This is a genomic window from Gordonia sp. Swx-4, from assembly GCF_030316175.1.
Classification (GTDB): domain Bacteria; phylum Actinomycetota; class Actinomycetes; order Mycobacteriales; family Mycobacteriaceae; genus Gordonia; species Gordonia alkanivorans.
Genome location: NZ_CP128197.1, coordinates 3721121 through 3733006 on the forward strand (window position 1 = coordinate 3721121; position 11886 = coordinate 3733006).

Sequence of the window (11886 nt, forward strand, 5' to 3'; positions counted from 1 at the left end):
CGCGACGTCCGGGGTGGGAAGATCGATGAACACCCGTCAATCCCCGGGCAATTTCCACGACCAGGATCCACACGACCACGAGGCGCACGAAGCTTGTTCTCCCAGCCGACGCAGCGCCACGACCGATAGGACACCACCAGTGCGTTTCACACGGCCGTCGAGGTTGCGTTCGACCACCTCTCGCCCGCACCGGACCCGGCGCAACCGCCTGTTCCTCAGCGCCTCGGCCCTCGTCGCCGCGGCCGGCCTCGCACTCCCGGCGGTCGCCGGCGCCGCGCCCGCTCCCAAGGTCGACCAGCGCGTGCTGGACTCGCTCGGTGCGTTCGCCCCGGCGATCATCGGCTCGGTGGCCACCCCCGGCCCCGACGGCAAGGTCAACGCCCAGCTCCTCCAGCAGGCCGAAGCCTTCGCCAACACGCCGGGAATGCCCGCCGAGGTCTCCAAGGTCTGGCGTTCGGTCGCCGACTTCCTCGGTGAGCCCGGACGCAAGGCCGCCGCACGCCAGCTGGCCGCCGAGCCCAAGCCCGGCGATCCGGAGATCCCGAAGGGCCCCAACGCTCCGAAGATCCAGGAATTCCTGTACCCGACCTTCGGTCTCGGCTGCATCCCCGGCGGCGGCTCGCTGGGCCGCGCCCTGGTCACCGCAGGCCCCCAGGAAGCACCGGCACCCGGCCCGAAGCGCGGCGAGGGCGGCTACGTCTACACCGCACTCGGCACCGGCCCCGCCATCGACAACAAGGCGAAGCCGCTGATCGTGAGCTGGCTCAACGTCGACACCGGCCGCACCGGTACCACCACGCTGAAGCGGAACCCGAAGATCAACGTCAAGGACGGCCCCGGCACCTTCACCGGCATCGCCCGGACCGGCAAGGGCCGCGTCATCTCCGCGATCCACGGAAACGTGACCACCAAGACCAAGGAGCAGGTCGTGTCCTGCACGATCGTGCCGGTGATCGGCCTCGCCGTCATCTGACCTGCGGTCGACTTCTCCTTCACCGACACCCCGGCACTTCGCCGGGGTGTCGTTGTCTCTGTGACCGTTATCCGCTCGGCGACGTCCCGCGCGCCACGTGTCGCGAACCGACTGTGGCGGCGGTCTCACTCGCTACGAGGACAAAACCCCAGGTCGTCGGAAATGTCGGTATCTCACCGATCGCGCGCATGTCACAGCTCGGACTCGCGACTTGCCGCAGTCGTCTCACACGTGGTCTCTTTTAACTCAAGTCCCATCTGTCACACCCGCCACACGTGGCGGGGTGTTCGGCTGTTCGAAGGAGTGCCATGTCCATCACGTCTCGATTCACACGTCCACTGATCGGTCGGCGCGGAATCCGGCGCTGCGGCGTGGGCCTGGTGGGCGTGGCGATGGCCGCAGCAGCGGTCACCTCGACCGCCCCGGCCTCGGCCGCCCCATCGCTCCCCCTCCTCCCGCCGAACATGCTGAGCGCGTATTCCATCCCGTTCGACGCAGAACTGGCCGGCGCGGTCCGTCTGCTGAAGTCGGCGGGCGTCGACCAGATGGCCCTCCAGGCCGCACAGGCGGTCATGGGCAGCTCCGGACAGCTGTCCGTCCAGGACGTCGTCGGACGTGCCGGTGCGCTGCCCTTCGACGCATCGCAGCCCCAGCCGGCCGCCGCTCCCGCTGCGGGGACACCCCGACCGGTGGCCTCCACCGATCCGCTGGCACTGCTGAAGAGCCTGGGCATCCAGACCTTGACCCCGTCCGTCGCCCCCTTCTGCACGACCCCCACCCCCGACAACCCGCTCGGTCTGGTCACCGCGGGCGCCGGCGCGGTCGCGGGCCCGTGGCCGCTGAAGACCGATCCGATCGCCGGGCTCAAGCCGCTCCTCGACATGCTGCCGATCGCAGGCATCCCGGACAAGATGAACGTGGTCGAGAACGGCGAGACCGCATACGCCTTCGTGCCGGCCTCCCCGAAGGCCGGAAAGGGTGGCACCATGCAGGTCGCCTGGTTCAACACCAGCACTCTGCAGGGCGGCTTCGCCGACCTCGAACCGCTGAAGAACGGCGCCACCCTCACCGCCCTGCCCCTGCTCTCGGGTGTGCGTCTCGCCCCGGTGAAGACCGGTAAGGGCACCATCCTGTCCGCGGTCTTCGGCACCGCGCAGAACGGCTCCCAGAACTGCTGGTTCCTCCCGGCCGTCGGCATCGTCAACGCCTGACTCCCGGTCTACGCGTGAGATCTCTTCTCGCCGTTGACCTTTCCACCCCCACCGCCACACCGAACGAATAGACGACACATGAACACGCACGGCATCTCTTCCACCCGTCGGAGTGCCTCCATCGCCCGCACGGTCGCGGTCGCCGCAGCCCTCACCATGGGCCTGACCTCCTTCGGCCTCGTTGCCGAGGCCGCCGCGGAACCCACCACGACCACCCCGTCGACCAGCACCCCCTCGCCCGGCGCAACCACCGACGCCACCGACGAGGAAACGGGCGCACCCGCCGACGACAACGCGGGCACGATCGACACCCGTGGCCCCGGCCAGGCGCCGGGTGCCGTCTACGCCAACCGTGACCTGCCCCGTAACCGCATGGTCGCCGGCTCCGCCGCCGGCAACGACTTCACCTACTGGAGTACCGGCGCCGACGGCAAGGCGCACCTGTCGTCCGGCGTGCTGATGGTCCCGGCCGGCCGGGCACCTGCCGGCGGCTGGCCGGTCGTCGCGTGGGCGCACGGCTCGCGCGGCATCGCCGACAAGTGCGCACCGTCGGAGCGTCCGACCAAGGACGACACCACTGAACTGAGCCGGTGGCTCGGCCGCGGCTACGCCGTCGTCTCCACCGATTACGCGGGCGTCGGCACACCGGGAACCCCGCAGTACTACGACCTCGAGGCCACCGCCCGCAACATCGTCGACGCGGTGAGCGCCGCACACGACGTCTCCGACACCGTGTCGCGCTCGTGGGCCGTCGTCGGCGAGGGTCAGGGTGCCGCGGCCGCGATCACGCTGGCTCGCCTCGCGCCGAAGCTGCAGGCGCGCAGCTCGCTGGACTTCAAGGGCGCGGCGGCTACGTCGATCCCCGCCGAGTTCGGAGCGCTCCTCGCCAATCTCGGACCGTCGTCGGCGAGCATCCCGTCCGGTCTCGCCGCCGACGCGCTGTACACGCTCAGCGCGATCCGCAATGTGCGTCCGGGACTCGACGTCGACTCGCTGCTCACCGACACCGGTAAGAAGTGGATGGCCAAGGCCGCCAACGAATGCATCACCGAGTTCCGAAAGAACGTCGACGGTCTCGCCATGGGATCCCTCTTCGCCAAGCCGGTGTCGGAGAACACGGATCTGACGAATCTGCTGACCGAGGCCACCGCCCTGCCGAGCCGTGGCTTCGTCAAGCCGGTGATCATGACCCAGTCGCTCCAGGACACGTCGGTCGTCGTGCCGCTGTCCTTGAAGTACCTGAACCAGGCGCGTGCCGATCGCAAGGTGCAGGCCCGCACCTACCTCACCCTCGACGCTGCGCAGTCGGCGAAGTTGTCCGACAACGACATCCGCGCCTTCATCGCCAAAGTCCTGAAGTGAGTCGATGATGGGTCGCCGTCTTCCGGACCGTCGCCTGTCTAAGCAACGGGCGTTCGATCTCGCCTATGCGGCGACGACAGCGGCGGCCACCGTCACCGGCGCTCTCGGTCACCGGCGGGCGGCGGGCCTGACCAAGCCACTGCCGATGCTGCTGCTGGTGGCACAGGCGGCGGCCGGGGCACGTGAGCGCGACGCCCTCGACAACGCCGGATTGGCGGGCGCACTGGCATTCTCGATGGCCGGCGACCGACTGATGCTGCTCGAGGAGTTCGAGACCGAGCCGGTCGCCAAGGACCGCTACCTGCGACTCGGCGCGACCTTGTTCGCCGGAGCCCAGTTGAGTTACGTCGCGACGATGTGGCGCGCGGGTGCCCGGCCGTCGGCGAGACAGCTGCTCCCCCGGGTCGGGGTGCTCGCCGAATCGGCCGCGGTGCTGGCCCGTCACCGGCCGGCGCTGCTGCCCGTCCTGGGCACGTACGGCAACACCCTCGCGACGATGTCGGCGACCGCGAGCGCCATGTCCGATCCGCAGCCGCGGTTGCGGATCGGCGGCGTGACGTTCCTGCTGTCGGATCTGGCGATCATCAACCGCCGCCACCTCGTCACCGACCCGCGCGTCCGGGTGGCGGGCGAGGCGTGGGTGCTCGCCAGCTACTTCGCCGCGCAGTACCTGCTCATAGGCGGACTCGCCGAACGCTTGCGTCGACGCTGATCGAGACCGGTCAGGCGGTCGCGCGCCCGCTGCACGACGAGTACTGCGGGTTGACCATCGGGTTGAACGCCAGGGCGCCGAGCTTCTGCTTGATCGTGAACGCGACCGGACCACGACCGGGATGGATGTCGACCTGCCATTTGACGGTGAATCCGCGTCCCGGCACGAAGACGGTGCCGGTGCGCCCGGTCCGCAGGTTCCGCCACGACACCGTGATGTCGTAGGTGTATTCCAGTGCGACGGGTTTCGCACGATCGGTGCCGATGAGCGCGATCGCCGGCCCGGGCAGACCGTCGGCCGGGAACCGGATGTTGTTGAACACGTCGACGCGGATCTTCACCGGTCCTGCGGGCCACGGGTTCGCCGAGGTGCAGTTCAGGGTCGTGACGAAGTTCGGCTCGGTGTAGTCCGGGATCGCGTTCGCACTCCCCGGCCCGACGACGCCGATGAGCATTGCCACCACCGCCGCGATGACCGCTCCGACACCCGCGCGGAACGCGCCTCGTGATCCTGCTCGCCCCGTCATGCTCTCCCCGCTGATCATGGGGGCAGTCTAGAGCGGCGCGCGCACCGCGTCTGCCAGAATCGATCCCATGCCGAAGATCCAGATCGCCCAGGAACCCGCGGCCGACGAACTGCTCTCGACCGATTCGTTCGCCCTGCTCGTCGGGATGTTGCTGGATCAGCAGTTCCCGATGGAGCGTGCCTTCGCCGGTCCGGCCAAGATCCGCGACCGCTTCGGCACGATGGACCCGGTGGAGATCGCCGACGCCGACCCCGAGGCCTTCGCGGACCTCTGCTCCACTCCCCCGGCCATCCACCGCTACGGCCGCTCGATGGCCGGACGCGTGCAGGCGCTCGCGAAGGTCGTCGCCGAGGAGTACGGCGGCGACGCCTCCCGCATCTGGACCGAGGCGAGCAGCGGCGCCGACCTGATGAAGCGCCTTCGTGATCTGCCCGGCTTCGGTGAGCAGAAGGCGAAGATCTTCGTCGCGCTCGTCGCCAAGCAGCTCGACGTGAAGCCGTCCGGTTGGACCAAGGTCGCCGGCGATTACAGCAAGCAGGGATACCGCTCGGTCGCCGACGTCGTCGACCCCGACTCGCTGCAGAAGGTCCGCGATTTCAAGAAGGCGGCCAAGGCCGCTGCGAAGGCCGCGACGGAGTAGAGACGCCGACGTGGGTCACCTGACCCACGAATCGCCCAGGCTTCACCCACGATCGCGAGCCGGTGGCCTAGTGTCGGGAACCATGGAGTCTCTTCCCGACCGAAGCGCACCCTACGGGACCGACCCGACTCGTGCGCTCCTCCAGATGCCGCTGCGGCTGGGGTTCACCGTGACCGGTGTGGTCCTCGCTGCAGCCGAGTCCGCCGTCACCATCGCACGCATCACCGCGGGCAGCGTCCAGCACGAGATCACCCAGGCCTTCGGAGTCGAGGACGAACTCAGTGCGGCCCGTACCCCCCTCGCCCTTCTCAACCAGCTGTCCGAGTTGCTGGGTCCGGACCGCCCCTTCGGACGCATCCTGGCCGCGGGCGGGCCGTTGGAACGGCTCCTCAACCCGGGCGGGGTCATCGACCGGCTGACCGCATCCGACGGTCCGCTGGAGAAGCTCACCGCCAAGGGCGGACTCCTCGACCAGATGGCCGACGAACGCGGCATCCTGATGCGCCTGACCGCGAAGGACGGCCCACTCGACCGCCTGACCCGCCCCGGCGGGGTCGTCGACCAGTTCACCGAGAACGAGGGCATCCTCGAACGTCTCACCTCCGAGGGCGGCGTCGTCGACAAGCTCACCGCACCCGACGGCATGCTGGAGAAGGTCACCGCGCCCGGAGGCATCCTGGACCGGTTCGCCGCCGAGGCCGGTCTGCTCGATCAGCTGGTCGGCGAAGGCGGCGCGGTCGAACGCGCCATCGCGCCGGGCGGTCCGCTGGATCGGATCACCGAGCTGACCGAGGTCATCGGTCAGCTCGCACCCAACCTGATCGCCATGCAGGACACCGTCCACGAACTCGCCGAGACCGTGGACCTCCTGAATCAGACGGTGGCTCCCCTCGGCGGTCTCGCCGACCGTCTGCCCAAGCGACTCACGCGCGGCCCCAAGGGCTCCGGCGGCAACGGCAACGGGGCCTCCCCGGCAGATGCAGACACCAACGGTTAGCCACGACGGTGATCGCTGAGATCGTCGAATCGTTGGATGTGTCAACGACTTTCGGTAGTAGATGTTTCCGCGTGGCCGATCCCTTCCCGCTTACCGGATAGCACCCGCGGGAAGGAAACAGACACCGCGGGAAGGAAGCGGTTGAGCGGGAACCAAACCACCGCTAGACCAACACCCGGGCCGGGTTCGTGTGAACCCGGCCCTTCCTACTCGCCCCAACGTCAACACGTCCGATTTCCAGTTGACCCTAGCGACGAGTCGTATCGAAACCGGCCCGCAGCAACTCCACATACCGGTCGACGTCGGGCATGACGTCCGGGCTCGTGGTCACCGACACCGCGACGCGGTCGCCGATGCCGTGCACCCCGTGGGTGAGGCCCTGTACCGGCGACAGGGCGGGAAAGCCGGTGGTGAACAGGATCTCGCCGCCATCGAGGTCGAAGTCGGCGGCACCGCGGTCGACGGAGGACACCACGGTCACGCCGGTGACCGTCTCGGGTCGGGTGTCGAGGTCGAAGGCCCGGATGCCCCAGCGCGTGAGGATCGCCGGAGTGACCTCCGATACGCGTCGCTGCGCGACTCGTGCGGGGTCGGCGTCGGCCGCACGGGCGGCGTCGATCTCGGCGCGGACGAGTCGTGCTCGTTCATGCGGATCGTCGACTTCGAGGTGAAGATCGATCCCCACATTGCGAAAGTTGTTGCGCGCTTCCGATTTATTTGATCGTCCGACCGTGAGCTCTACACCGAGACGTCTGCAATCGTCGCCCAGGTATCGCGGTAGCGCCTGCGAGATGGCAACGAGCACGGCGACGGTGACCGGAGACCCGGCTGCGGTGAGACGCTCGCGGTCGAGCACGATGACCCGTAGGAGTCGCCGCGACCCGGGGCTGCGGTTCAGTGTCGTCAGCGGATAACCCGGCTTTCCCGGATTCGCCGGTTTCCCAATCCGAGCGACCTGTACTCCGCGTCGGACCGTCGAGACGAATTCTCCGGGGAACCGCAGTGCACCCAGCGCGAGGGTTCCGACATCGCGAACCGGCCCGGGCATTCCGAAGCCGCCACCACGGCGATTGTCGTACGGCGCGGTGAACAGGTCCCGGGCGATCTGCGATGCGCGCCGACCGTCACCGATCGCATGCGAGATCTGCAATACGACAACGACTCCCGTGACCGACTCACCACAACCGGCCGGAAGGTCGGTCACCGGACCGAACAGATGCAGACGCCAGGCCGCTCGGGACGGCACCAGCGGATCTGCGACGAGGTCGCCGACGGTGTCCAGACACGACAACCAGGTCCGCGTCGTGGTGTCGACGCGGACCTGGTCGGGTGCGGGTTCGGCGGAGACCCAGTACGGACGGTCGGCGGTCGCCGGGACGTCGTGGACCCGTAGACACAGGTCGTCGACGTGCCTCGCCCGCGCCGACAGTCGCCGGGCGCACTCGTCGAGCGAGATCGACGGTGCGGCAAAGCAGTACAGCAGCAGCTGGTCGTTCGGAATGCGTTCCGACATCCAGTACGACGCGGCGTCCGCCGCCGCCATCCGCTGCATGCGGCCAGGGTAGCCCCCTATTTCTGGCCGGCACTCCAGGCGTAGGGCAGCTCGGTGCCGTTGAGCACGTGGTCGCCGATGGCCTGCAGCTTGAAGATCAGCGGATTGTGTACCGAGATCACGCGGGCGTTGCGCCAGTGGCGATCGAGGCGCAGCCGCTCGGAGGTGATCGACGCGCCGCCGACCTCGAACAGCTGGGTGGTCGCGTCGAGCACCAGCGGGATGACGGTCGCCTGCGCACGGGCGACGTCGAATTCGACCTCGTCGAGCAATTTCTCGTCCTGCCAGCCGGTCTCGGCGAGCCGGTCGAGCCGATCGGCGATCTCGAGGACGATGGTGCGCGCCGAGTAGGCGGCCGCCGTCAACCGGCCGATGACCTGCTGCACCAGCGGATCGTGGCGGGGCAGGTCGGCGGTCGAGTGGGTGAAGGTGCGCTTGCGTTCGCGCACCCATTCGCTCACGTCCTCGGTGGCACGCTGCGCGATGCCCGCCAGCACCGACAGCTGCACGAGCTGCAGGTACGAGGTGGCGTAGGTGCGACCGGAGACGCCGTAACCCGGGCCGAGGATGCGGTCCGCGGACACCTGCACGCCGCTGAACTCGGTGGTCCCGCTGGCGGTCAGACGCTGACCGAAGCCGTCCCAGTCGTCGTGCTGAATGACGCCCTGCGCGTCGGCGTCGACGAGCACCGAGACGCGCTCACCGTCCTGGTCGGCGGCGACCAGGATGTGGTGGGAGTACAGGCTGCCGGTGCTGTAGTACTTGGTGCCGTCCAGGCGCCATGCGTCATCGCTGTCGGAGTCCCGGGTCAGGCGCGTCTGGTAGCGGTCGATCGCGCCGACACCGGGCTCGGTGATGGCGTTCCCGACGAGCGTGCCCTCCGCAACCTTGCGCAGCCAGCGCTCGGCCTCCGGATCGGGCAACGCGTTGAGCTGATCCTCGACGAACGACCAGTGCACGCGCAACGCCTGCGGGAGGTTCGACTCCGCGGTGGCCAGGTCGATGAGCAGCCGGAAGACCTGACGCACCGACGCGCCGTACCCGCCGAGCTCGACCGGCACGCGCAACGCGCCGAACTTCGCCTCGCGCAGCCACGACACCTCGTCGTGTGCGAGGCGGCGATCGTCTTCGCGAGCCACTGCGCCTTCGGCGATGCGAGCGAAGATCGGGGCGAACACCTCGTCGAGCCGGTCGTCGGTGGTGCCGGCGGCCGACGTGCTCGTGGGCACGGTTGCGGTCATCACATGGTCCTTTCGGTACAGACTTCTCGGCGAGAAGTGTCGCCGCCGCCCCGCCCTTCGGCCACGATTGAAACCGCGCTGAACGCAACGTTCCCAAGGCCCGGATCCACCGCCACACTGAAGGCCGAACCCGCAGGTATGGCGCATCCGAGACCACGTTGAGACGCCGATCACGCGTTTGTGCCATTGTGGGCGTATGCCAATCTCGATCGCTGATCTCGATCCGAACACCCCCGTCGTGGTCGGTGTCGGCCAGGCCTCTGAGCGTCTGACCGATCCCGGATACGAAGCGCTGGGTGAAGCGGACCTCGCGGCGCGCGCCGTCACCGCCGCCTTCGACGACGCAGGTGCCTCCGACCTCGCGTATTCCATCGACACCATCGCGGCGATCCGTTCGTTCGAGATCTCGAGCCCGTTGTCCTCGTCGCCGCTCGGCCGCCCGGACAACATGCCCCGCGCCGTGGGCAAGCGCGTCGGCGCCGACCCCCGCCGCGCCGTGCAGGCCGTCACCGGCGGCCAGACCCCGCAGACGATGCTCACCGAACTCGCCGGCGTCATCGCCGCGGGCGACTCCGACGCCGCGGTCATCTTCGGCGTCGAGGTCATGTCGACCGTGCGTCACCTGCAATCCAAGCCCGACAACGAGCGTCCCAGCTTCGCCGAGACCGTCGGCGGACAACTCGAGGACCGCGGCTTCGGCCTCAAGGGCATCATCACCGTCGCCGAGATGCGTCACGGTCTCGCCTCCGTGATCCCGCAGTACGCATTGCTGGAGAACGCCCGCCGCCACAACACCGGCCTGGGCCGCGAGGCGTACGCCACCGCGATGGGCGAGCTGTTCGCACCCTTCACGAAGGTCGCCGCGGCGAACCCGCATTCGGCCGCCCCGACCGAACGCGACGCCGCCGAGCTGGTCACCCCGACCGACGGGAACCGGGTCGTCGCCGATCCGTTCACGCGCTACATCGTCGCCCGCGACCAGGTGAACCAGTCGGCCGCCGCGGTCGTCATGTCGATCCGGGCCGCGCAGGCCGCCGGCATCGACCCGTCGAAGTGGGTCTTCCTGCACGGCCACGCCGAGACCGTCGAGCGCACCTCGCTGGACCGCCCCGACCTCGGCGCCGCACCGGCCGCCCCCGCTGCCGTGAAGCATGCGCTCGAGGTCGCCGAGATCGGTCTCGACGACGTCTCGGTCATCGACATCTACAGCTGCTTCCCGATCGCGGTCTTCAACATCCTCGACGGGCTCGGCCTCTCCGCCGACGACCCGCGCGGACTCACCGTCACCGGCGGCCTGCCGTTCTTCGGCGGTCCGGGCAACAACTACTCGCTGCATGCCATCGCAGAGGTCGTCTCGCGCGTAAGGCAATCCCCCGGAGACTTCGGTCTCGTCATCGCCAACGGCGGTGTGCTCAGCAAGCACGCGGCCGGCGTCTACTCGACGACCCCGGCACCGTGGCGCGCCGACAACAGCGCCAAGGTCCAGGCGCAGCTCGACGCGGTGCCCACCGTTCCCACCGTCGGCGACGCCGACGGCCCGGCGATCATCGAGACCTACACGGTGATCCCGTCGAAGAGCGGCAAGCGAACCGGCGTCGTGATCGGCCGCCTCATCGACGACGCCGCGCCGGATCGCCTCGGCGCCCGGTTCGTCGCCAACCTCGACTCCGACGACGACGAGTTCTTCGACCTCCTGCTGACGTCGGACGATCCCGCCGGCACCGAGATCGTGGTGCGCTCCTTCGACAAGGGCAACCGGGTCAAGCTGACCGAGGCGGCGATGGACGCCAAATACCCCGTGGTCGCACCGGCGTTCCGGGACAGCTACGCGCACGTCGAGATCCGTCGCGACGGACACCTGCTCGAGGTGACCATCAACCGGCCCGACGCGCGCAACGCACTCAACCCGGCCGCCAACGCCGAACTGGACTCGATCTTCGACGCCTACTTCGCCGACGACGACCTCTGGGTCGCGATCCTGACGGGCAAGGGCGACAAGGCCTTCTCGTCGGGCAACGACCTCGCCGCGACGGCCAGCCCGGCCGCACTGTCCGTGCCCAAGAACGGATTCGCCGGGCTCACCGCACGTGCGAGCCTGCCCAAGCCGGTCATCGCCGCCGTCAACGGTTTCGCTCTCGGCGGCGGGTGTGAGATCGCCATGGCCTGCCACATCATCGTCGCCGACGAGGAGGCCTCGTTCGGTCTGCCCGAGGTGAAGGTCGGATTGGCCGCCGCCGCAGGCGGTCTGGTCCGCCTTCCGCGGCTGATCCCGCCGGCACTGGCCCGCGACATGATCCTGACCGGTCGCCGGATCTCGGCCACCGAGGCCGCTGCCGCCGGACTGGTCAGCCGGATCGCCCCGGCCGGAAAGGTTCTCGAGACCGCCCGCGAGGTGGCCGAAGAGATCCTCGCCGCGTCGCCGACCTCGGTCCGCGCGTCCATCGCGACCATGGAGCAGTCGGACGCGATCACCGACACCGTCGAAGCGGTCCGCGCGAGCACCAACGTGCTCGACTCGCTGATCATCAGCGGCGACACCCTCGAGGGCATCATGGCGTTCGTGACGAAGCGAGCTCCGGAGTGGAAGGGCCGCTGATCCTCGCCGGGTAGCCCCTGATTCAGGTTGCGTTCTGTCCCGCTTCCCGGGACAGAACGCAACCTGAATCAAAAGG

General features: G+C 68.9%; 10 protein-coding genes. 7 read left to right on the plus strand and 3 right to left on the minus strand.

Going from position 1 to position 11886, the window contains the following annotated elements; all coding sequences use genetic code 11:
- Positions 1 to 139 precede the first annotated feature (139 nt).
- From PWF70_RS17010 to PWF70_RS17025, 4 genes are all read left to right on the plus strand, one after another.
- Positions 140 to 973, plus strand: a complete 834-nt coding sequence (locus PWF70_RS17010; protein WP_155225437.1) for an Rv1157c family protein — start codon at positions 140 to 142, stop codon at positions 971 to 973.
- Between the two features lie 308 nt (positions 974 to 1281).
- Positions 1282 to 2184 carry a hypothetical protein gene (locus tag PWF70_RS17015; protein ID WP_035751171.1) on the plus strand — a complete coding sequence of 301 codons (903 nt, stop codon included), beginning with the start codon at positions 1282 to 1284 and terminating at the stop codon, positions 2182 to 2184.
- A gap of 78 nt (positions 2185 to 2262) precedes the next feature.
- Positions 2263 to 3546, plus strand: a complete 1284-nt coding sequence (locus PWF70_RS17020) for an alpha/beta hydrolase (RefSeq protein ID WP_286352680.1) — start codon at positions 2263 to 2265, stop codon at positions 3544 to 3546.
- Between the two features lie 7 nt (positions 3547 to 3553).
- Positions 3554 to 4258 carry a lysoplasmalogenase family protein gene (locus tag PWF70_RS17025; RefSeq protein ID WP_035751167.1) on the plus strand — a complete coding sequence of 235 codons (705 nt, stop codon included), beginning with the start codon at positions 3554 to 3556 and terminating at the stop codon, positions 4256 to 4258.
- 10 nt (positions 4259 to 4268) lie between these two features.
- Here PWF70_RS17025 and PWF70_RS17030 read toward each other — a convergent pair whose 3' ends face one another.
- Positions 4269 to 4712 (minus strand): hypothetical protein, encoded by a 444-nt coding sequence (locus PWF70_RS17030; protein ID WP_196813020.1) that lies wholly within the window; start codon positions 4710 to 4712, stop codon positions 4269 to 4271.
- Positions 4713 to 4851: 139 nt separating this feature from the next.
- Between PWF70_RS17030 and PWF70_RS17035 the strand changes: the two genes are divergently transcribed.
- Both PWF70_RS17035 and PWF70_RS17040 read left to right on the plus strand, forming a co-directional pair.
- Positions 4852 to 5424 carry an HhH-GPD-type base excision DNA repair protein gene (locus PWF70_RS17035; RefSeq protein ID WP_006357457.1) on the plus strand — a complete coding sequence of 191 codons (573 nt, stop codon included), beginning with the start codon at positions 4852 to 4854 and terminating at the stop codon, positions 5422 to 5424.
- A gap of 82 nt (positions 5425 to 5506) precedes the next feature.
- The gene (locus PWF70_RS17040; protein WP_006357456.1) at positions 5507 to 6421 is read left to right on the plus strand and encodes a hypothetical protein; all 915 of its coding nucleotides are present in this window, start codon (positions 5507 to 5509) and stop codon (positions 6419 to 6421) included.
- Positions 6422 to 6668: 247 nt separating this feature from the next.
- Here the strand turns inward: PWF70_RS17040 and PWF70_RS17045 are convergent, their stop codons facing one another.
- Both PWF70_RS17045 and PWF70_RS17050 read right to left on the minus strand, forming a co-directional pair.
- Positions 6669 to 7973, minus strand: coding sequence for a WS/DGAT domain-containing protein (locus PWF70_RS17045; RefSeq protein ID WP_006357455.1), 1305 nt, complete (start codon positions 7971 to 7973; stop codon positions 6669 to 6671).
- A gap of 17 nt (positions 7974 to 7990) precedes the next feature.
- Positions 7991 to 9214, minus strand: coding sequence for an acyl-CoA dehydrogenase family protein (locus PWF70_RS17050; protein WP_241548771.1), 1224 nt, complete (start codon positions 9212 to 9214; stop codon positions 7991 to 7993).
- A gap of 196 nt (positions 9215 to 9410) precedes the next feature.
- On the opposite strand from PWF70_RS17050, the gene PWF70_RS17055 reads away from it, so the two are divergent.
- Positions 9411 to 11810 carry an acetyl-CoA acetyltransferase gene (locus PWF70_RS17055; RefSeq protein ID WP_155225441.1) on the plus strand — a complete coding sequence of 800 codons (2400 nt, stop codon included), beginning with the start codon at positions 9411 to 9413 and terminating at the stop codon, positions 11808 to 11810.
- Positions 11811 to 11886 lie beyond the last annotated feature (76 nt).

What these genes read in the sequence shown, in the direction of transcription:
- PWF70_RS17015 (WP_035751171.1), top strand. Translation starts at nt 1,282, where the DNA reads ATGTCCATCACGTCTCGATTCACACGTCCACTGATCGGTCGGCGCGGA.
- PWF70_RS17020 (WP_286352680.1), top strand. Translation starts at nt 2,263, where the DNA reads ATGAACACGCACGGCATCTCTTCCACCCGTCGGAGTGCCTCCATCGCC.
- PWF70_RS17025 (WP_035751167.1), top strand. Translation starts at nt 3,554, where the DNA reads ATGGGTCGCCGTCTTCCGGACCGTCGCCTGTCTAAGCAACGGGCGTTC.
- PWF70_RS17030 (WP_196813020.1), bottom strand. Translation starts at nt 4,712, where the DNA reads ATGCTCATCGGCGTCGTCGGGCCGGGGAGTGCGAACGCGATCCCGGAC.
- PWF70_RS17035 (WP_006357457.1), top strand. Translation starts at nt 4,852, where the DNA reads ATGCCGAAGATCCAGATCGCCCAGGAACCCGCGGCCGACGAACTGCTC.
- PWF70_RS17040 (WP_006357456.1), top strand. Translation starts at nt 5,507, where the DNA reads ATGGAGTCTCTTCCCGACCGAAGCGCACCCTACGGGACCGACCCGACT.
- PWF70_RS17045 (WP_006357455.1), bottom strand. Translation starts at nt 7,973, where the DNA reads ATGCAGCGGATGGCGGCGGCGGACGCCGCGTCGTACTGGATGTCGGAA.
- PWF70_RS17050 (WP_241548771.1), bottom strand. Translation starts at nt 9,214, where the DNA reads ATGACCGCAACCGTGCCCACGAGCACGTCGGCCGCCGGCACCACCGAC.
- PWF70_RS17055 (WP_155225441.1), top strand. Translation starts at nt 9,411, where the DNA reads ATGCCAATCTCGATCGCTGATCTCGATCCGAACACCCCCGTCGTGGTC.